We start from the raw sequence: 20,765 nt of genomic DNA, 5'->3' as shown, positions 1-20,765 counted from the left end.
CATCCCGCTCAAGGACGGGCGCGTGGCGATCAGGGTCGTCATGAGGCCTTTAGGGCGTGTCCGCCCGGTCGGACGGGCCAGCTGTGTCGGCGGGTGTACCCTGTTCGCCCGGAGCCCGCAGGCCGGCATAGAGGATGCCGCAGGCGCCCACAAGGATGGCGACGCCGACCAGCGCGATCTCGAGTTCACTCATGCAGCCGCTCCAAAAGCGCATCACGCAAGGCGATCCTGTCATCGGACCAGACGGCGGTGCGCGACACGATCAAATTGGCTTCGCTTCTCAGCATCACGCCATCTTCCAGCACCCGCAGGCCATTGGCGGCAAGGGTCGAGCCGGTGGAGGTGATATCCACCACGATATCGGCGACACCCGAAGCCGGCGCGGCCTCGGTGGCGCCAAGGCTTTCGACGATGCGATATTCGGCGATACCGGCGCGAGCGAAATGCTGGCGGGTGATGGTGATGTATTTGGTGGCGATGCGCATCCAGCGGCCATGGCGGGAGCGGAAGTCGGATGCAACGTCGGCCAGATCGTGCATCTGAGTGACGTCGATCCAGGCATCGGGCACGGCGACCACCACATCGGCACCGCCAAAGCCCAGATTGCGGGCGAAATCGACAGAAGCCGGCCCCGCCTCGCTGGTCTCATGGATCAGGTCGCGCCCGGTCACGCCCAGTTCGATATTGCCGCGAATGAGTTCGCGGGCGATCTCGGAGGCGGGATAGAAGCGCACGGTGATCTCGGGCAGGCCTTCGATGGCACCGAGATAGGAGCGCGCGCCGCCCGGGCGGGTGATGGTGAGGCCACGGTCGGCAAACCAGTCGCGGGTCTGTTCCTCAAGGCGCCCCTTGGAGGGCACGGCCAGGGTCAGCGTCATTGGTCGGTCTCCGCTTGCAGCCGGTCGACCCAGAGGGCGCAGCCAGAGGCGGCAATGGGCGCCTTGGCCCCCAGCCGTTCCAGCAGCCGGTCATATTGGCCGCCCGAGGCGAGGATGGCGCCGCCCTGCCCGCGCATCTCGAAGACGATGCCGGTATAATAATCGAGCCGGGGCGAGAAGCTGGCATCAAAGCTGATCCGCGCTTCCCCGAGGCTTTCGAGATGGCGGCGAATGGTGCGGATCGGCGCGCCCAGGAACAGGCAGTGACGCTCGCCCAGGGCCTCGATCTGGCGGAGTGCCGAGAGCGCGTCTCCGCGAATAGAGAGATAGTCGCGCAGCAGGGCGAGCGTTGCTGCCGGCACATGGGCGGCATCGAGCGCCTGCTGCTCGAGGAAGCGGTCGGCAATTTCGGCGGGGCTGCGGCCATCCGAGAGGCTGAGACCAGCGGACACCATGCGGGCCGTGACGTCTTCGACGAGGTCATCGCGTGCGGGCTGCTCGCTGCGGGTGGTCTCCGGTGCCCGCTCGAGCCGGCTCAGGAGGCGGTCCATGGCTTCGGGATGGCCGAAGCGGTGGCGGATGCGGCTGCGCCAGGCATCGGGCATGTCGGCCTGGGCCAGGAGCGCCTCGAACAGACCGACACCGCCCAGATGCACCTGCGGGACAATGCCGTAGATGGACAGGGCTGCACGCGCAAAGGTCAGCACCTGATCGAGCGCGATATCGCCATCGGGCTGGGCCAGAAGCTCGATGCCCGCCTGGTCGAATTCTGCGGGACCGGTTTCGCGCTGACGAAAGATCGGCCCGAGATAGGAAAACGCCGCCGGCTCGCCCGCGCCCTGGGCGATATAATCGGTGACGATGGGCAGGGTGAAATCAGGGCGCAGGCAATATTCTGCCCCGGTGACGTCGCTGGTGAGCAAAAGACGCCGGCCGAATTCCTCGCCGGCGAGGTCGAAATAGGGATCGGCTGCGAGCAGCAGGGGCGGCGTGGCGCGGCACCCGCCCTGGGCTTCCACCAGCGCTTCGAGCTGAGCGCGGCGATAGGCGGCATTGGTCATGGGGCGCTCCTCTTCACTTCTCCCTGGGAGGAGAGGTCGACCTCTCTGGTGCAGAGGGCGGCTGTTGCCAAACCCTGCATCATTGCTCGCTCAACAGCTTCTGGATCGCACTCACCAGCTCTTCGCGCCTGATCTCGAACTGGCCGGGACGGGCGGCTTTCCATGCGGCATTGTCGGTTATGGCTTCGGCCGCCTGCTTGCCGGCGATCAGGTCCTTGATCTGCAGGATGCCCTGCTCGCGCTCCTGGCTGCCTTCGATGACAACGATGGGCGAATTGCGCTTGTCGGCATAGGCGACCTGCTTGCCGAAATTCTTGGTATTGCCCAGGAACATTTCAGCGCGGATGCCGGCATTGCGCAGTTCGGACACCATGGCCTGGTAGCGGGCGGTCTGGTCCTTGTCCATGACGAGGACGACGACCGGGCCGGCGGGCTCGGCGGCCCCGAGATTGCCGGTGAGCTTGAGCGCATTGGCAAGGCGCGAGACGCCGATGGAAAAGCCGGTGGCCGGAACGGGCTCGCGGCGGAAGCGGGAGACGAGACCGTCATAACGACCGCCGCCACCGACCGAGCCGAACACCACGTCCTGGCCCTTCTCGTTCTGTACCTTGAAGGTCAGTTCGATCTCGAAGACCGGGCCGGTATAATATTCGAGACCGCGCACGACCGAGGGGTCGAGGATGACGCGGCCACCAAAGCCGGCAGCGCTGACAAGGCCAAAGATCGAGGCCAGTTCCTGCACGCCGGCAAGGCCGGTTTCGGAGCCGCCGATCAGGCCGGCCAGTGTGTTGATGGTGGCGACGACATGCGCATTGCTGCCTTTTTCGACGCCTTGGGCGGGGTTGCCGCTATCGACATAGGCCAGAATGGGCTCGATCTGGTCGTCTGAAAGTCCGGCGCCCTTGGTGAAGTCGCCGCTTTCGTCCTTGCGACCGGCGCCGAGCAGGAGCCGCACGCCTTCGGGACCGAACTTGTCGAGCTTGTCGATGGCGCGGAGGACGGTGAGTTTTTGCTCGTCGGAGGTGATTCCGGCCGTCGCCAGCACACCGTCGAGCACTTTGCGGTTGTTGACGCGGACGACATACTGGCCCGCGAGCCCCAGCGCATCCATGACATCGGCCATCATCATGCACATTTCGGCGTCGGCCTCGGGGCCGGCAGCGCCGACCGTATCGGCGTCGAATTGCATGAACTGCCGGAAGCGGCCCGGCCCTGGCTTTTCGTTGCGGAAGACATAGCCCTGCCGATAGGAGCGGTAAGGCTTGGGCAGGGTTTCGAAATTCTCGGCGAAGAAACGGGCGAGCGGCGCGGTCAGGTCATAGCGCAGGCTCATCCATTGTTCGTCGTCGTCCTGCAGGGAGAAGACGCCGGCATTGGGCCGGTCGGTATCGGGCAGGAACTTGCCCAGCGTCTCGGTATATTCAAACAGCGGGGTTTCGACCGGGTCGAACCCATAGCGCTCGTATACCGTCCTGATCTTGTCGATCATGGCGCCGACAGCGGCAATCTCGCCGGGCGTACGGTCTTCAAAGCCGCGCGGCAGGCGCGGGGTGATCAGCTTGAGCTTTTCGGACATGTGCAAACCTAGCGGGAAGTCGGGCCGTTCCTAGCCCATAGGGTTTTCGGAGACAACAGAAGTTCGCGGCGTGTGAGAAGGCGGCCGGGAGGGTCCCGGCCGCCATGAACGTTCATTGCCGTCTCCGCGGCCGGATGTCGGGCACCGCCGGCTGGGCCGGCAGCGAATACCAGATCAGCGGTTCATCTGCGGCCGGCAGGCCGACATCTTCCCGCAGGTAAGCGGGTACGGCCGAGTAATGGCGGGGCGATTGCGCCCACCAGGCGCGCAAAGCCTCGCGGAGAACGGAGACGATGCCCCGGTGCCGAACGGCATCGGCAATGGAGAATTCGAGACGCAAGACGACACTGCGCCCTTCGAGTGCATTCGAAGACATATCGATTTCCGGCGACATGACATCGCCGGCCTCTGTTTTTAAGGAATTGAAAAGCGGAATCCGGGCGTGAAACGGGCCGGTGTCAGCTGATCAGGTTTGGAGGTTGGGTGTTCGCCGGGCCTGGAAAGGCCGGATGGACGTCAGGGTCGAATTAGGCTCGACCGAGATGATGCCAGGTTGGACCCGAGCGGCGGAACGATACATTTTTCATGAAACGCCTCCCTCGGCTGGCTGTGCGAACGACTTCGGGATAGCTCACGGTCTCGTGAGGCGCAAGCATGAATGTGTCAACCTGTCGCAGATACCGCCAGGTGTTGCAACACAGCAACGCACCCTTCCTGGGGCTTACCAATCATTTACCCTGTTGCTAGGGACACCGTTAACCACGCGGCTTGACCTCTCCTTGGTGCTTGGTCGGCACAATGGCCCGGCACTTTTTGGGGAAAGCTGGCCATGATCGTTGCATCCTTGCGCAATTGCCTCGCCGCATCGGCGGTTCTCGCCACATTGCTGGCCGCCCTTCCGGCGCAGGCAGACACGTTTCGTCCAGGCTGGCGCTTCTCGCCGCCGCCGGGCATTACCCTGACCACGGGAAAGCCGAACCATGCACTGGCGCTGCAGGGCAATGCCTACGTCTCGCCGATCTATCTGCGCCAGGTGGTCCCCTTCCCTACCCATGAACGCGCCGGCACGATCATCATCGATAGCCAGTCGCATTTTCTCTATCTCGTGCTGGGGAACAACCATGCCATGCGCTACGGCATCGGGGTGGCCCGCAGCGGCTTTGAGTGGAGCGGTTCGCACCGGGTGACGCGCAAGGCCGAATGGCCAAGCTGGACCCCGCCGGCCGAAATGCGCAAGCGCCAGCCGGGCCTGCCGGTTCGCATGGAAGGCGGCCCTGCCAATCCCCTGGGTGCGCGGGCGCTCTACCTGGGCTCCACGCTCTACCGCATCCACGGCACCAACGAGCCATGGTCGATCGGGCAGAACGTTTCCTCGGGCTGCATCCGCATGACCAATGAAGACGTGATCGATCTCTATGCGCGGGTCGAGATCAACGCCAAGGTAGTGGTGCGCTAAGGCGCGCCGGCTAGGACAGGGACGCAGCAATGTCGGGACTTGTGCGGCTGATCGGTCGCTTCGGGCGGGATGAAAGCGGCGTGTTCGCCGTGGTGTTCGGCGTCATGGCCATCGTGCTCGTGGCGCTGAGCGGCGCCGTGGTCGATTACGTGACGCTGGAACAGACCCGGTCACGGGCCCAGACTGCGCTCGACGCGGCCGCGCTGGCCCTGCAGCCGGAAATCTTCGAGCCCGGATACAACGAGGAAGCGGTCCGCCTCAAGGCCGAGGCAATCATGATCGAGCGGATCGGCGATCAGCGCGTCAGCGCCCGGATCGAGGACGTGGAAACCGTGCTCGAGGACGGCTCGCTCTACTTCCGCGCGCGCATCACCATGCCCACCATCTTCGTGTCGCTGGTCGGGGTGAATTCGCTGGCCGCCCAGGTGGAAGCCGAGGCCACCCGCAAGAAGCTCGAACTCGAAGTGGTCATGGTCCTCGACAATTCGGGGTCGATGAAGGACGAGAGCCGCATGACCCGCCTCGTCGAGGCGGCCCGCTGCGCCACCTATATCCTGATGTACGAGACGGTGGTGCCGGCACCGGGCAACAGCAATACCTGCATTCCCGAAACCGGCGCCGCGCTGGTCGAGAATGTGCGCATCGGCATCGTGCCCTTCACCATGTTCGTCAATGTGGGTCCCGACAATGCCAACAAGGCATGGATGGACCGCACCGGCGCCTCCTCGATCCATTTCGACAATTTCGACAATGACGACGACGAGGACCGGCTTGTGCTCACCTCGGGTGCGCACACGTTCCCGACCCGTCAGGCGCTGTTCGCCGCGACCGGCGAGGCCTGGCGCGGCTGCGTGGTCGCACGGCCACATGTCAAGTCCGGCACCGAAGCCAGCCAATATCTCGACACCGACGACACCAAGCCCACGACGGGCGACACCCTCTTTGTGCCGATGTTCTCGCCGGACATGGCCTACGGCACCGGCAGCAACAATTATATCAACGGCAATGCCATCATAAACAGCAGCTATGCCGGCAACGAAATCTACGATGCCCCCCCGGTCTGCGACCGGCCGGCCCAGGGCGCCACGCGCTGCGACATCGAGGAAGTCCGCACGCGCTGGGGCAGCAATTACGCCTGGGGCAGCCCGAGCCTGAACCGTGGCACCGTGCATACCAATTCGCCGATCAACTTCGTCAGCAGCAGCCTTTACCCCAACGCTTTCTATGGCAATCTGCCGCCCAGCTGCGCCTGCCGCAATCCCACCTATACGACCAATTGGAGCGGGACGAACACCCGGGAAACCCGGCTTGGCTATTGCAACAGCTTTGTGCCGCTCGGACTGTCGGTTCGGGAGCGCCAGGAACGGACATGCAAGTATTATGGGGCCATTGGCTCGACGACCTTCTCCACCGGCCCCAATGCCGATTGCACGCGGACCCCGATCCTGCCGCTGACCGACAATCCGGCCACGGTGATCAACACGATCAACGCGATGACGGCCGAGGGCGGCACCAATATCCATGAAGGCGCAGCTTGGGGCTTCCGCGTGCTTTCACCCGGCGAACCCTTCCCCGAGGGCAACGAATATGGGGAAGCGACCAGCAAGGTGCTCATCATCATGACCGATGGCGAGAACACCGATTACAACCTGTCCAACCATTGCAACGCCACGATGCGCAATCTCAACGGCAAGTGCTACAACAGCGCCTATGGCTTTCCGTACAATTCGATGAACAGCAAGGCCAGCTCGACCAGCGGCGGCGTGGTGGAGCGGCTCGGCCGGCTGAACAATCCGTCGGAAACCGGCGCGGTGGGCGTCAGCAATGCCAGCCTGGTGGCGGAAATGAACACGCGTACCGCCCAGACCTGCGCCAATGCCAAGGCTGCCGGCATCACGGTCTATACAATCGGCCTTGCCACGGACAAGGTGAGCCAGAGCACGCCGGCCGTGGTGCAGGCCATGTTGACCAATTGCGCCTCGACGCCGGACCGTGCCCGCTTCCCAAGCCAGTCGAGCGAGCTCAAGGCCACGTTCGAAGCCATTGCCAATGACCTGTCCGCGCTGCGGCTGGCCCGATGATAGGGGGGAAGGTGGTACCGCCTCCCCGGATTGAACGGGGGACCTCTAGATCCACAATCTAGCGCTCTAACCAACTGAGCTAAGGCGGCAGGGCCATTATGGAAGCGGCGCGAAGCGGCTTCCGAAAGCGGGCGGAACATAGGTCGAGATGAACGCCATGACAAGCACCGATTTTATCCTGTGGACAGCCGATGAAAACAGCCCCGCGTAACATTGTGTTGGCGGAACCGGACTTAACCATGCCGAGCAAAGCGGCGCTCACGTGCGGGTGTGACACTGGATTCGCCGAACCCCGCACGATATTGAAGAACACTTAAAGAACCCCGGACTTCTGTACCATTCTGGAACAATGCATCGGGCTCGACGCAAAACAGGCACTTGATGACTGAGCCCTGGACGACATTGCCGCATGCCGATCTCGTGTTGCGACACGCAGATGACGCACGCCCGGCCTGGCTTTGGTCCGCCGACGGCCAGCGCCTGATCTGGAGCAATGCGGTCTCCGGCCTGTTCATGGCCCGCCTCAAGAAGCACGGCCTCAAGCGCATCGCGCCGGCCCAGCCGATCAAGGGCCAGGTGGCCCGGATCATCCGGCTGGGCGCGCCGGGCCGCTCCAGCCTTGCCCGTATCCAGTTCCTGGCGGGCGAACAGCCGGTTTCGGCCACCTGCACCACCACGCCGCTTTCCTGGGAAAACGGCGAGGTCGCGCTGCTGATCGTGGCGGTCGATCCCGTCGATGCCGCTATTCTGGCTGCCGCGGCGCCGCAACCTCAGGAGGCTGCGCCTACGCCTCTGCCGCAGGATGAACCTCTCCCCGAGACGCCGGCTCAAGACGAGCATGCCTATCAGCGGGAATTGCAGAGCTGGCAGGACGCCGATGGCGAGGCGGTCTATGAGAGTGCACCGGCAGAAACCGCAGCACCCTCGACCGCGCAGGATGAGCCCGAAGCCTGGACTGCGGCGCTTGAGGATGACAGCCTTCCGCCCGCACCCCAAGGCGAAAGCGATAGGCCCGAGCCGGAGCCCGACGTCGCCGAGCAGCCCGTCGCAGATATCCCAGTTGAGGACGCGCCGGCCCCGGCCGGCCGGCTGAGCGCGCTGGTCGCCCGGCTCGCGGCGGACGATGCGCTTTATACCCCGCTCAGCGAAGCGGACGACCATCCCCCGCAGATGCCGGAAGCCCCGCAAGCCGAGCCGGTGGCCGAAAGCGAGGACGACGATGTCGATGGCCGTGAGCTGGCGCGGCTCTACCGGGTGACCGGTCGTGGCTTTTCGGCCGGCCCGGTCGAGGCGCCGATGGTCGATGACAGCGTCGGAGACAGCCTGGACCCATCGACTGACGCCGAAACGGGCGCCATAGCCGACGCCCCCCCAAACCCGACCGAGCCAGCAACGCCCGAAGAGACAGCGTCGGAGCCAGAGCCACAAGCTGACCCGGACGTGGTCGAGCGCGTCTCGCGCTATAATTTCGATGAATTGTCGCGCATCCTCACCGACAGGGTCGGCGATCGCGGCCTGCAGGCGGTCGAACCCGCTCCCGCAAATGCGGAGGTGGCCGCAATTCCTGCAGGATCTGGCGCGCTCATCAATCTGGGTGGGGAAACGCTGGTGCTCAACCGGCTGCCGCTGGGCATCCTGGTATTCCGCGACCAGCAGATCCTCTTTGCCAACCGGGCAATTACCGAAATGATCGGCTACGATTCCGCCGAGGGCCTTCGCGCGGCCGGCCTCGCCGCCGTGTTTCCGGCCATGGGCGATAACGGGCAGGAAGCCGGCCCGGTCAATCACCTCGTCCAGCGCGACGGCACGCTGGTGCCGGTGACGGCGCGTCTGCAATCCATTTCCTGGCAGGGCCGCCCGGCCCTGATGCTGTCGGCCAGCACCACCGAGGTGCGGACCGGGCACGAAGATGCCGTGCGCGCCTTTGCGCAGAATTTTGCCGATCTGCGCGGCGATGGATTTTTCGAAACCAACCGTAGCGGCGCCATCAGCACGGCCAGCGCCACGGCCATCTCGCTGATGGGCGGAGGCAAGCCGATGATCGGCAAACCGCTTTCGACGCTGGTGGGCGAGGACGATAGCCTGGCGCTGAAGGCCTTTCTCGACCGGCCGGCCCGCTTTGCCGAAACCGCGCGGCCGAGCCTGCCGCTGCGCTCCGTAGACGGACGCTCCGACATTCTGCTGTTCGCATTGGGACAGGCCGGGATCGTCAGTGGCTATTTCGGTTTCGTGCATCCGCGCGAAATAGCGCCGCCGGCCCGTATCAATGGGCCGGGCGAGGCAGACCCGGCCTTGCTGGGCCGGATCAGCCGCGGCGTGCGCCGCCCGCTCAGCACCATTATCGGCTTTTCGGACCTCATCCAGTCCAGGGCCTACGGGGCGCTGGGCAATGAGCGCTACGAGGGCTATGCGCAGGACATTTCCCACGCAGGCCGCGAGATCGCCGCGCTGGTCGATGAACTTGACGATTATGCCCGCCTGCGCGACGGACGCTACCTGCCGCAACGAGCGAGCCTCGATCTCACGGACCTGCTCGAAAACTGCGTATTGCGCATTCGTGACCAGGCCAATGCCGGTCGCGTCATCGTGCGCAACGCCATTTCCGAGGCCCTGCCACGCGTCACCGCCGACCGTGCCTCGCTGGCGCAGGCCGTATTGAACCTTCTGGCCAGCGCCATCGACCAGACGCCGATGGGCGGCACGGTCATCATCTCGGCCCAGCGGCTCGACGACGGCGCCATTGCCATCCATGTGCGCGACAGCTCGGCCCATGCCGTCGACATGGCGGAGCGGTTCGTGGTGTTTCGCGATGGAGTGGACCGCGATGGCAAGATGCTCGCGCCGATCCGGTCCAGCGTGGGCCTGGCCCTGACCCGCGCGCTGCTGGCGGTGAACGCGGTGTCGCTATCGGTGGATCCCGCGGGCGCGGAAGGCCTGCTGTTTTCCCTCAAGATCCCTGCCGATCTCGTGGACGAGCGACAAGAGCGGCAGCCGGACCAGGGATAACCAGATTTTTTTAGTCAGCTAATAGGCTGAAAATACACAACTATCCCGCCGAAACTTCGAACCGTTCTAACCTATAAGCATTTGTTTTCATTGGGTTTATTGACTTTCTGCGGCGCCGGCGGCATTAAGCAGCCGTCACACGGGCCTTGACCCCGATGCAGCAGGAGAACGAGATGACCAAGACCGCGCGCATGTTCAGCGCCCTTCTGGCCACCACCATTCTGTGCGGCGTTGCCGCACCCGCCTTTGCCCAGAGCGGCGAAGTCAACATCTACAGCTATCGCGAGCAGAGCCTGCTTCAGCCGCTGCTCGACCGGTTCACCGCCGAAACCGGCATCACAGCCAATGTGCTCTATGCCGGCGATGGCCTGCTCGACCGCGTCGAAGCCGAAGGCGAGCTCTCGCCGGCCGACGTCGTTCTCACCGTGGATATCGGCAACTTGGTCAGCGCCGAGGAAAAGGGCCTGACGCAGACGATCACCGCCCCCGAACTGGACGAGCGCGTGCCCGCCGCCTTCCGCGACGATGACGACAACTGGACTGCCCTGTCGCTGCGCAGCCGTGTCTTCTATGTGTCCAAGGACCGGGTCGACGCCACCGCGCTGACCTATGAAGACCTTGCATCGGACGAGTGGAAGGGCCGCATCTGCACCCGCACCGGCACCCATGCCTACAATATCGGCCTCATCGCCCATTACATCGCCGTCAATGGCGAGGAAAAGGCCCGCGAATGGCTTGCGGCCGTGCGCGATAACCTGGCCTTCCCGCCCAATGGCAATGATCGCCAGCAGGTCAAGTCGATCCTTGAAGGCTCGTGCGACCTGGCCATCGTCAACACCTATTACATGGGTGCGATGCTCAACAACGATGCTGAGCCGGAGCAGAAGGACTGGGCCAATGCCGCCCGCATCATCTATCCCGATGCCGAAGGCGCCGGTACCCAGGTGAACGTGGCCGGCGGCTTCATCGCCAAGCACGCACCCAATGTCGAGAACGCCAATGCGCTGATCGGCTTCCTGCTGTCCGACGAAGCCCAGTCGATCTATGCCGACACCAATTACGAATTCCCGGTGGTCCCCGGCGCGCCGATCAATGACCTCGTCGCCAGCTGGGGCGAGCTCAAGGCATCGGACGTGCCGCTGACCGAGGTTGCCGCCAACCGCGCCCTTGCGGCCCAGCTGGTGGACGAGCTCAAGTTCGACGAGGGCGCACAGAACTGATCGTGCCCCGGGGCTCCTTCTCCCGCCTTGCCGGTGAGCTGGGGCAATGGGGCCGGTAAATGAGGAGGCCTGATCCAGGCTTTCGAACCGGACTGGAGATTTCGGCATAACAGTCGAAGCCACACAGAAGCGATTTGTGCGGACCGGCGGGGCATTTGCCCTGCCGGTCCTGCCGCTTGTTCTGGTGCTGGTGGTGGGCGTGCCGATCATCTGGCTGGCCATGGCGGCTCTTGGCGCGCTGGGCACGGGCAGCAACGGCTTGGCGGCGACGATGCTGCCCACGGCTCTGCGCGAAACCGGAACGCTCATGGTGCTGGTGGGCGCACTGACCGGCGCGACGGGGCTGACGGCGGCCTGGCTGGTCACCCATTACGAATTCCCGCTGCGCCGCGTCTTCGACTGGGCGCTGGTGCTGCCGCTGGCCGTGCCCACCTATCTGGCTGCCTATGCCTATGTCGAATTTCTCGACTTTACCGGTCCGATCCAGTCCCTGATCCGCGATATCACCGGGGCGACGACCATCCGGGATTACTGGTTTCCCAATATCAAGAGCCAATGGGGGGCGGTGCTGGTGCTCTCCGCCGTGCTCTATCCCTATACCTATGTCGCCTGCCGCGCCTTTTTCCTGATGCAGTCGACCTCGCTCAGCATCGCGGCGCGGACACTGGGCGCCAACGGCGCCCGCACCTTTTTTGCCGTGGTGCTGCCCGTGGCCCGGCCGGCTTTGGTCGTCGGCATGACATTGGCGATGATGGAAGTGGTCAACGATCTGGGCGCGGTGCAATATTTCGGCATCAATTCCATCACCGCCATCATCTATTCCACCTGGATCAACCGCTCCGATTTCGGCGGGGCTGCCCAATTGGCCGTCACGGTGGTGCTGGTCATCGGCCTTCTGATCATCGCCGAGCAACGCGCCCGGAGAAACCGCACCTATAGCGCCCAGCGCGACAGCCGCATTCCTCCGGCCCGGGAAATCCTGGTCGGCGGCCGGCGATGGCTGGCCCTGAACTTCTGCCTTCTTCTATTCCTCCTCGGCTTCGGCATCCCGGCTGGAGAACTGCTCTATCTCTCGGTGCGGCTGCATCACCCGGAGACGCTGGACCTGATGCTCAATGCGCTCGGCCCCACCATCATCCTGGCGAGCGTCGGGGCCATCGTGACTGTCGCCCTGGGCCTTGTCGCCGCACGCCAGAGCGAGAAGCCGGGCGCCACGTCCGGGCTGATCCGGCTGGCCACTCTGGGCTATGCCATTCCCGGCACCGTGCTCGCCCTGGGCCTGTTGCAACCGCTGGGACAGACCGACCTCTGGTTCAACCGCATGACCATGGCGCTGTTCGACTGGCGGCCGGGGCTTATCCTTTCGGGCTCGATGGCGGCGCTGATCTATGTCTATGCCATCCGCTTCCTGGCGGTCAGCCATTCGACGCTCGACGCGGCCATGAAGAAACGCGGCCGTTCGATGCTGGACGCCAGCCGCGCCCTGGGCAGCGGCCGCCTGCGTACGCTGATGCGCATCGACCTGCCGACCCTCTCTCCCGCCATCCTTTCGGCCGGAATGCTGGTCTTTGTCGAGATCGTCAAGGAATTGCCCGCGACCCTGCTGCTGCGGCCGCTGGGCGTCGAAACGCTGGCAACGCTGATCTATTCGCGCGCCAATGTGGGCCTCTTCGCCCAGGCGGCGCTGCCGGCGCTGTGTATCGTGCTGGTGGGCACGATCCCGGTCATTCTTGCTTCCTGGGCCGGCGATCGGCGAAAAGTTTGACGTCCGGGACGGGTACGCGTGAAACGCGTTTTGTCCTATGCTGGGGCGCAACGGCATGCCCCTGCCCCGAGGAGACATCATGAAGACGACCACGTCCCTGGCCCTAGCCGCGACAGCAATGCTGCTGGCAAGCGGCGCCGCTTTTGCGCAATCGACCGAAATCCGCATCGGCGTGGCGCTTGAGCCGCCGGTCCTGGACCCGACGGCCAATGCGGCCGAAGCGGTGGACGTGGTGGTGTACCAGAACGTCTTCGAGGGCCTGACGCGCATCGACCAGACCGGAGCGGTGCAGCCGGGCCTCGCCGAGAGCTGGACCATCAGCGAGGATGGGCTGACCTTCACATTTTCGCTGCATGACGGGGTGACCTTCCATGACGGCACGACCTTCGATGCCGAGGACGTCAAGTTCACCTTCGACCGGATTCTCGCCGAGGACAGCCTCAATGCGCAAAAGGCGCTCTACGAGCCTATCGAGACCATCGCGGTCATCGATCCGCTGACCGTCGCCTTCACGCTGTCGCGTCCCGATGGCCTCTTCCTCTTCAATCTGGGACGTGGCGATGCGGTGATCGTCGCGCCCGAGAGCGCCGAGAACAATGCCAGCGAGCCGATCGGCACGGGGCCCTTCGCCTTCGTGCAATGGGATCGGGGCAGCCGGGTGATCTTGGATCGCTACGAGCCCTATTGGGGGGAGGCTCCGGCCCTGACCAAGGCGAGCTACCTCTTCATCTCCGATACCGCGACACTGACCAATGCGCTTCTCGCTGGCGATGTGGACGGCACCAATAATTTTGCCGCCGAGGCGCTTCCGGTCTTCGAGGGCAATCCGCAATTTAAGGTCCTGGTCGGCTCCACCGAGGGCGAAACGATCCTGGGCACCAACAATGCCAAGGCCCCGTTCAGCGATCTGCGGGTGCGCCAGGCCATGGCCCATGCGCTCAACCGGCAGGAGATCATCGACGGGGCGACCTATGGCTATGGCGTGCCGATCGGCAGCCATTTCGCGCCGCACCATCCCTATTATCTCGACCTGACCGAGACCTATCCCTACGACCCGGAAGCGGCCAGGGCGCTGCTGGCGGAAGCCGGCTATCCGGACGGCTTTTCGGCGACCGTGAAGCTGCCGCCCGTGGCCTATGCGCGTCTTTCCGGCCAGATCATCGCCAGTCAGTTCGCCGAGGTCGGCATAAGCCTCGAACTGGTCAATGTCGAATGGGCGCAATGGCTCGAAGACGTGCTGGCCAACAAGGATTTCGACCTTACCATCATCAGCCATGTCGAGCCGTTCGACATTGGCATCTATGCCGATCCCAACTACTATTTCGGCTACGACAATCCTGACGTTCAGGCCCTCAACGAGACGCTCAATGCCACGACCGACGAGGCCGAACGCCTGCGCATCGCTCAGGAGCTGCAGACCATCCTCGCCGAGGATGCCGTCAATGGGTATCTGTTCGAGCTGGCCCAGACGGGCGTCTGGAATGCCAAGCTTGCCGGCATGTGGCAGAATGCGCCGATCGAAGGCGTGGTGCTGCGCGACATCCACTGGGTGGAGTGAGCGGGTCCAGTACCCTCCTGCCGCAACCCTCCCCCTGAAGCCGGGGGAGGGAGTCGTTCTCAAATGATCCCCCAGCTTCTTCGCCGCTTCCTGACCTTTGCCGTGACACTGTTCCTTGCGGCGCTGGTCATTTTCGTGCTGCTCGATCTCTTGCCCGGCGATCCCGCGCGCTTCATCCTGGGCATCAATGCCAGCGAGGCCAACGTTGCCGCCCTGCGCCTGCAAATGGGTCTGGACGCGCCGGCCCCCGAGCGATTCTTCAACTGGATTGCCGGCATGGCGCGGGGTGATTTCGGCGTTTCGGTCACCCAGCGGGTTCCCATCGCGGGGCTGATCGCCGAGCGCATGGCCGTCACCCTGCCCCTCACGGCCATGGCCATGATCCTGTCCATGGCCATCGGCATGCCGCTGGGCATTTTCGCCGCAATGCAGCGTGGCAAGCCGGCCGATACCGGCATCATGGTGCTGGCGCAAAGCGGCATCGCCATCCCCAATTTCTGGTTCGGCATGCTGCTGACGCTGGTCTTTGCCGTGGGCCTGCGCTGGTTGCCCACGGGCGGCTTTACGCCCTGGCACGAAAATCCGCTTGCCGCCCTGCGCGGCATGATCCTCCCGAGCCTCGCCCTCGCCCTGCCTCAGGCCTCGATCCTGGCCCGCGTCATGCGCACCGCTCTGGTCGACATCCTCGGCCAGGATTTCATCCGCACCGCCCGGGCCAAGGGCCTCACCCGGTCGCAGGCGGTGTGGCGGCATGGCTTGCGCAATGCCATGCTGCCGGTGCTGACCATTCTGGGCCTGCAATTCGCGTTTCTCATCGCCGGCACCATCATCGTCGAAAATGTCTTCTACCTGCCCGGCCTAGGCCGGCTGATCTTCACTGCGGTGTCCGAACGCGACCTTGTGCTCGTGCGCAGCGCCACCATCATCCTCGTGCTGGTCGTTACTGCAACCATGGTGCTGACCGATCTGCTCTATGCCGTGGTCGATCCGCGTGTGCGCAGGCAAGCACCATGAACCTGCGCCGGTTTCTCCGCCATCCCAGCCTGGTCATCGGCCTCGGCGCAGCGCTACTATTTGCATTTATCGGCCTGCTCTCGCTCGTCTGGACGCCCTACCCCATCGAGCAGATTTCGATCGCGCGGCGTTTTCTTGGCCCCTCGCCCGCGCATTGGCTGGGCACCGACCATCTGGGGCGCGACATGACCTCGCTGGTGATGAGCGGCACGCTGACCAGCTTTCTCGTTGCGGCCTCGGCGCTGGTCATCGGCATGGGGATCGGCGTGCCGATGGGCCTTGCGGCAGCGGCCTGGGGCGGAGCTGTGGAATGGCTGGTCCTGCGCATTTCGGACGTCACCTTCGCCTTTCCCTCGGTGGTCATCGCCATCCTGATCGCCACCCTGGCCGGACCGGGCGAAATCAACGCCATCCTTGCCATCGGGATTTTCAACATTCCTGTCTTTGCACGGGTGGCGCGGGGCGGGGCGCTGGCCATCGCCAGCCAGGATTATGTCGCGGCGGGACGTCTTGCCGGCCTGGGGAACACCGCTATCGCCGCGCGGCACCTGCTCCCCAATATCTCCAGCCTCGTCATCGTTCAGGCCACCATCCAGCTGTCACTGGGCATTCTCTCGGAAGCCGGGCTTTCCTATATCGGCCTCGGCACGCAGGCTCCCGCCACCAGCCTTGGCCTCATGCTGCGCGATTCCCAGAGCCTTTTTCTCATTCATCCCTGGCTCGGCATCGTTCCGGGGCTCACCATCGTCGTCATCGTCATCGCGCTCAACCTGGCCGGTGACGGGCTGCGCGATGCCATGGACCCGCGCCTGCGCCGGGAGGGGCTCCGCCATGGCACTGGTTGAGATCGATGGGCTCAGCATCAGGTTCGAGGCGCACGACGTCGTTTCAGACCTGTCGCTGCGAATCGAAAAGGGCGACCGCTTCGGGTTGATCGGGGAGAGCGGTTCGGGCAAGTCGCTGACGGCCCTGGCGCTGGCAGGGCTCCTGCCGGATGACGCCAGCAGCACCGGCACGATCCGGTTCGCCGGCACGCCCCTGCCGGCGGACGACAAGGCGATGGCGGCGCTGCGGGGCCGGCATTTCGGCATGGTGTTCCAGGAACCGATGACGGCGCTGAACCCATTGATGCGCATCGGCGACCAGATTACCGAAGCCGCCGATATTGCAGAGAGCAAGGCCGATCTCGGCGCGCTGCTGGCAGAAGTGGGCCTTTCGCCCGAACATGGCGCGCGCTTTCCCCACCAATTGTCCGGCGGACAGCGGCAGAGGGCGATGATCGCCATGGCGCTGGCCAGCGCACCCGACCTGATGATTGCCGACGAGCCGACCTCGGCGCTCGACGCGATCACCCAGCGCATGGTGCTCGACCTGATCGCCGACATCTGCACCCGGCGGGGCATGACATTACTGTTCATCAGTCATGACATGCGCGCGGTGGCGGCGCTCTGTACCCATATTGGGGTGATGCGCGCCGGCAGGCTGGTGGAAGCCGGCCCCGCTTCCGCACTCCTCATGGCGCCGCAGACCGACTATGCCCGCAGTCTCGTCGCCGCCAGCCGCCTCGATCGACGCCGCGTGCCCAGAAAGGAGGGCCCGCCGCTCCTGGTGCTCGATCGGGTCAGTCGCGACTACCGGCAGGGCGGTTTCCTGCCGTGGCGTCAGTCCAGCCTGCGGGCGGTCAATGGCGTCAGTCTCACCTTGGCCCAGGGGGAAAGCGTGGCGCTGGTGGGCCCATCGGGGTGCGGGAAATCCACCCTGGCGCGCCTGATCGTCGGCCTCGACAGCGTCAGCGACGGCGCGATGGATTTCGATGGCCATGCCTACAGGGGACGCGACCTGCCGCCTCGCCTGCGGGCCGGGATCTCGCTGGTGTTCCAGGACCCGTTCAGCAGCTTCGATCCGCGCATGACCATCGGGCAGTCCCTCGCCGAGCCCCTGCATCTTGTGGGAGCGCTGACCCCGTCAGAGCGCCGGGCGCGCCTCGAAGAGGCAATTACCGCAGTGGGGCTCGAACCGGCCATGCTGTCGCGCTATCCGCATGCCTTTTCGGGCGGGCAGCGCCAACGTCTTGCCATTGCCCGCGCCATGGTAACCCGGCCGCGCCTGGTGGTGCTGGACGAACCGGTCTCGGCGCTCGATGTGTCGGTCCGCGGCGATATCCTGACGCTGCTGGCGCGCCTCCAGGCCGAGCATGGCCTCACCTTCCTGATCATCAGCCATGATCTCGACATGGTCGCCGCCATGGCCGACCGGGTGCTGGTGATGGACGCCGGCGAGATCGTGGAGGAAGGCACGCCCGATGCCCTTTTCGCTGCGCCGCAGCATAAGCTGACCCAAGCGCTGCTGGCGGCACGGCTGCCCGATATCGCCTAGGTCCCGACCTCGGAGGCAAGGGCCGAACGCTGGAACACCAGCGCCGTTTCAACATTCCCATCGCCGCCGGCAATCGGCGAGACGACCTTGGCTCGCAGGGCAAACCCTGTGCCTTCCACGAAGCTGACGACCGCCGCCAGTGCCCGGGCGCTCGCGTCCCGGTCGGTAACGATGCCGCCTTTGCCGATAAAGTCGCGGCCCACCTCGAATTGCGGCTTGAAGAGGATGACGGCCTCGGCCCGTTCGTGACACAGGGCAAGGGGAGCCGAGAGAACCTTGGTGACCGAAACGAAGCTCACATCGGAAACCAGCAGGTCGACCGGTTCGGCGATGCTGTCGCGGTCCAGGTCCCGGGCATTGTGGCCCTCGAGGCTGACCACGCGCGGATCGGCGCGCAGATCGGCATGCAATTGGTCATGCCCCACATCGACGGCATAGACCTTGGCCGCGCCGCGTTCGAGCAGGACCTGGGTGAAGCCGCCCGTCGAGGCGCCAATATCGAGGCAGACCTTTCCGGCGGGGTCCACTGCCCCGGCATCGAGCCCGGCAATCAGCTTGAGCGCGGCGCGCGACACATAGCCCGAGGCGGGATCGTCGACCACGAGCGCATCCTGGGCACCAACCATCTGGTTGGGCTTTTTGGCCAGCTCGCCATTGACGCGCACGGTGCCGCGCAGGATGGCGTCCCGGGCGCGGGCGCGGCTGGGCATGAGGCCGCGCTGCTCCAGCATCAGGTCGAGCCGGATGCGGCTCACCCCTTGACCAGCCGCTCGATCTTGGCGAGCGCGGTATCGCTGGCCTCTTCATAGGCAATGGTGCCCTGGAACGTCCCGTCCTCGTTGATGAGGAAGGTCAGCGCGGTGTGATTGACCAGATAGAAGTCGCTGTCGACATCGCCGCTTTTTTCGGAAAACACACCGAAAGCGGCCTTGGCGGCATCGGTCTGGGCCTGGTCACCCACGAGGCCGATGATCGTGGGATCGAAACCCTCGACATAGGCCTTGACCATTTCGGGGGTGTCACGCTCGGGGTCCACGGTCACGAAGATGATGCGCAGGTCATCTTCGTCAAGGCCCAGCTGGGCGCGCCAGGCCGTGGTTTCGGCCAGTGTCGTCGGGCAGACGTCCGGGCAGAAGGTGAAGCCGAAAAAGATCAGGCTCGGGGTGCCCCGCAGGTCGTTCTGGGTAAAGGTGCCGCCCTTGGTGGAGGCCAGGGCGAAATTCTGCCCGGTCACCCCAAGCGGGCGCTGGGGCGGCTGGAACATGTAGAGCGCGGTAGCGCCGATGGCTGCCACGGCCACGAGGACCCAAAGCACGATCCGGAAATTGCGCAATGCCTTGTTGGTCATGGTGTGACGGCCTTCATGTTTGCTCCTCCTCCTCCATATCGGCCGTCCTGACCCGGCTTGCGGGGCAATGGCGGACGCTGCGAGAGGGATCACGGGAACAAGCCCGGTGATGAGGATGATCCAAGAACTGGTGTCTGATGCACCGGCTCGGCGAGACAGGCAACAGGCAGATTGCCGCGCCGGCTCAGTTGGCGTCGAGCGGCTCGGTGCCAACGGCCTTGCCTTCGCGGCTCAGCGTGATTTTCTCTATGCGGGCTTCCGCGGTCTTGAGCAGGGTTTCGCAATGCGCCTTGAGCGCCTCGCCGCGCTCATAGATGGCGATCGACTCGGCCAGCGGTGCGCGGCCGCTTTCGAGCTTCTGCACGATCTGCTCGAGCTGTTCCAGCGCCGCCTCGAAGCTCAGCGATTTCACGTCGTCATTATCGGCCATTGCTTGCTCCGCGCGGTTGAGGCTCGTCCTATCCCTTGAGCAGCGTGGTCACGTGATGCGCGACGCCGCCCGAAAGGCCCTTGAGGTCATAGCCACCTTCGAGCAGGGAAACAATGCGGTTGCCGCAGCGCCGACCCGCTATGTCCATCAGCTTGCCCGTCACCCAGGCGAAGTCCTCGTCTTCCCATTCGAGGCCCGCCAGCGGATCGAGGCGATGGGCGTCGAAGCCGGCCGAGATCAGCATCAGGTCAGGGGCAAAATTGTCCAGCGCCGGCAGGATGCGGTCGAGATAGGCCTCGCGCATGGCCTCGCGTCCAGACCCGTCGCGAAGCGGGGCGTTGACGATATTGCCCAGCCCTGTCTCGTCGGGGTGACCGGTGCCGGGAAAGAGCGGCATCTGGTGGCTCGAGGCATAAAAGACGCTGGCATCGTCCTTGAAGATATCCTGCGTACCATTGCCGTGATGCACGTCGAAATCGACGATCGCGACGCGGTCGGCGCCATATTTGCGCTGCGCTTCTCGCGCGGTGACGGCCACGGTATTGATGAGGCAAAAGCCCATGGGCCTGGCGATTTCGGCATGGTGGCCGGGCGGGCGGATGGCGCAGAAGGCATTGTCGGCCTCCCCCAGGAGCACGGCGTCGAGCGCGGCCAGCGCCCCGCCCAGGCCCGTCGCCACAACGTCGAGCGACTTGCCGGAAATGAATGTATCGCTGTCGATCTGGGCCATGCCCTCGGCAGGGCGGATGTGGCGCATCTGCGGCAGATAATGCGCATCGTGCACCAGTTCGGCCAGCAGGATATCCCCATAGGGTGCCTCGCGCCGCAAGAGGCCATCGAATTGTGAGGTGGCCAGGACATCATCCACCGCCCGGATGCGGTCGGCGCGCTCGGGGTGACCGGGCGGGGTCAGGTGGTCGGCAAAATTGGGCTGGCTGACCAGAAGCGTCGTCAAAGGGGCTCTCCGCGTTCCCGACCGTCTTGACGCGGCTCGGA

The 20,765-nt window shown here is 64.7% G+C and carries 18 protein-coding genes and 1 tRNA gene; 9 read left to right on the top strand and 10 right to left on the bottom strand.

Annotation, left to right across the window (positions count from 1 at the left end):
* Positions 1-49: 49 nt before the first annotated feature.
* The 5 genes from VE26_RS17985 to VE26_RS01035 all read right to left on the bottom strand — a co-directional run bounded on the left by VE26_RS17985 (position 50) and on the right by VE26_RS01035 (position 3,891).
* Positions 50-193 (bottom strand): hypothetical protein, encoded by a 144-nt coding sequence (locus tag VE26_RS17985; protein WP_160297773.1) that lies wholly within the window; start codon positions 191-193, stop codon positions 50-52.
* Positions 186-878 (bottom strand): ATP phosphoribosyltransferase, encoded by a 693-nt coding sequence (gene hisG / locus VE26_RS01050; protein WP_046103393.1) that lies wholly within the window; start codon positions 876-878, stop codon positions 186-188. The genes VE26_RS17985 and hisG overlap by 8 nt, the downstream gene beginning before the upstream one ends.
* On the bottom strand, positions 875-1,939 hold the full coding sequence (locus VE26_RS01045) for an ATP phosphoribosyltransferase regulatory subunit (protein WP_052715577.1): 1,065 nt from the start codon (positions 1,937-1,939) through the stop codon (positions 875-877). Before VE26_RS01045 ends, hisG begins: the two co-directional genes overlap by 4 nt.
* Before the next feature lie 79 nt (positions 1,940-2,018).
* On the bottom strand, positions 2,019-3,515 hold the full coding sequence (gene hisS / locus VE26_RS01040; RefSeq protein WP_046103392.1) for a histidine--tRNA ligase: 1,497 nt from the start codon (positions 3,513-3,515) through the stop codon (positions 2,019-2,021).
* 112 nt (positions 3,516-3,627) lie between these two features.
* Positions 3,628-3,891, bottom strand: coding sequence for a hypothetical protein (locus VE26_RS01035; protein WP_152658665.1), 264 nt, complete (start codon positions 3,889-3,891; stop codon positions 3,628-3,630).
* Between the two features lie 453 nt (positions 3,892-4,344).
* Between VE26_RS01035 and VE26_RS01030 the strand changes: the two genes are divergently transcribed.
* Both VE26_RS01030 and VE26_RS01025 read left to right on the top strand, forming a co-directional pair.
* On the top strand, positions 4,345-4,971 hold the full coding sequence (locus VE26_RS01030; protein ID WP_046103390.1) for a L,D-transpeptidase: 627 nt from the start codon (positions 4,345-4,347) through the stop codon (positions 4,969-4,971).
* Positions 4,972-5,000: 29 nt separating this feature from the next.
* Complete coding sequence (locus VE26_RS01025) at positions 5,001-7,052, top strand: TadE/TadG family type IV pilus assembly protein (RefSeq protein WP_084619824.1); 2,052 nt, start codon at positions 5,001-5,003, stop codon at positions 7,050-7,052.
* Positions 7,053-7,064: 12 nt separating this feature from the next.
* Here the strand turns inward: VE26_RS01025 and VE26_RS01020 are convergent.
* A tRNA-His gene (locus VE26_RS01020) sits at positions 7,065-7,141 on the bottom strand.
* 292 nt (positions 7,142-7,433) lie between these two features.
* Here VE26_RS01020 and VE26_RS01015 point away from each other — a divergent pair.
* From VE26_RS01015 to VE26_RS00985, 7 genes are all read left to right on the top strand, one after another.
* Positions 7,434-10,058 (top strand): sensor histidine kinase, encoded by a 2,625-nt coding sequence (locus VE26_RS01015; RefSeq protein WP_046103388.1) that lies wholly within the window; start codon positions 7,434-7,436, stop codon positions 10,056-10,058.
* Positions 10,059-10,231: 173 nt separating this feature from the next.
* Entirely contained in the window at positions 10,232-11,278 is a 1,047-nt protein-coding gene (locus VE26_RS01010; protein WP_046104871.1) for an extracellular solute-binding protein, read from the top strand.
* A gap of 136 nt (positions 11,279-11,414) precedes the next feature.
* Positions 11,415-13,043: an ABC transporter permease gene (locus VE26_RS01005; protein WP_046103387.1), complete on the top strand. Its 1,629-nt coding sequence runs from the start codon at positions 11,415-11,417 to the stop codon at positions 13,041-13,043.
* Between the two features lie 79 nt (positions 13,044-13,122).
* On the top strand, positions 13,123-14,601 hold the full coding sequence (locus VE26_RS01000) for an ABC transporter substrate-binding protein (protein WP_046104870.1): 1,479 nt from the start codon (positions 13,123-13,125) through the stop codon (positions 14,599-14,601).
* 63 nt (positions 14,602-14,664) lie between these two features.
* Positions 14,665-15,615: an ABC transporter permease gene (locus VE26_RS00995; RefSeq protein ID WP_046103386.1), complete on the top strand. Its 951-nt coding sequence runs from the start codon at positions 14,665-14,667 to the stop codon at positions 15,613-15,615.
* On the top strand, positions 15,612-16,460 hold the full coding sequence (locus VE26_RS00990; protein ID WP_046103385.1) for an ABC transporter permease: 849 nt from the start codon (positions 15,612-15,614) through the stop codon (positions 16,458-16,460). Before VE26_RS00995 ends, VE26_RS00990 begins: the two co-directional genes overlap by 4 nt.
* Positions 16,447-17,991 carry a dipeptide ABC transporter ATP-binding protein gene (locus VE26_RS00985; RefSeq protein WP_046103384.1) on the top strand — a complete coding sequence of 515 codons (1,545 nt, stop codon included), beginning with the start codon at positions 16,447-16,449 and terminating at the stop codon, positions 17,989-17,991. Before VE26_RS00990 ends, VE26_RS00985 begins: the two co-directional genes overlap by 14 nt.
* On the opposite strand, the gene VE26_RS00980 is transcribed toward VE26_RS00985, so the two are convergent.
* The 4 genes from VE26_RS00980 to VE26_RS00965 form a co-directional block, all read right to left on the bottom strand.
* A complete protein-coding gene (locus VE26_RS00980) occupies positions 17,988-18,746 on the bottom strand; it encodes a TlyA family RNA methyltransferase (protein ID WP_244465599.1) in 759 nt (252 codons plus the stop codon). The genes VE26_RS00985 and VE26_RS00980 overlap by 4 nt on opposite strands.
* The gene (locus tag VE26_RS00975) at positions 18,743-19,339 is read right to left on the bottom strand and encodes an SCO family protein (protein WP_046103383.1); all 597 of its coding nucleotides are present in this window, start codon (positions 19,337-19,339) and stop codon (positions 18,743-18,745) included. Before VE26_RS00975 ends, VE26_RS00980 begins: the two co-directional genes overlap by 4 nt.
* A 184-nt stretch (positions 19,340-19,523) precedes the next feature.
* A complete protein-coding gene (locus VE26_RS00970; RefSeq protein WP_046103382.1) occupies positions 19,524-19,769 on the bottom strand; it encodes an exodeoxyribonuclease VII small subunit in 246 nt (81 codons plus the stop codon).
* Between the two features lie 28 nt (positions 19,770-19,797).
* Positions 19,798-20,724, bottom strand: coding sequence for a histone deacetylase family protein (locus VE26_RS00965; RefSeq protein WP_046103381.1), 927 nt, complete (start codon positions 20,722-20,724; stop codon positions 19,798-19,800).
* Positions 20,725-20,765: the final 41 nt, after the last annotated feature.

Source organism: Devosia chinhatensis, assembly GCF_000969445.1.
Lineage (GTDB): Bacteria > Pseudomonadota > Alphaproteobacteria > Rhizobiales > Devosiaceae > Devosia > Devosia chinhatensis.
Note: the sequence above shows the minus strand (reverse complement) of the source record. Positions and strands in the feature narration are given on the sequence as shown.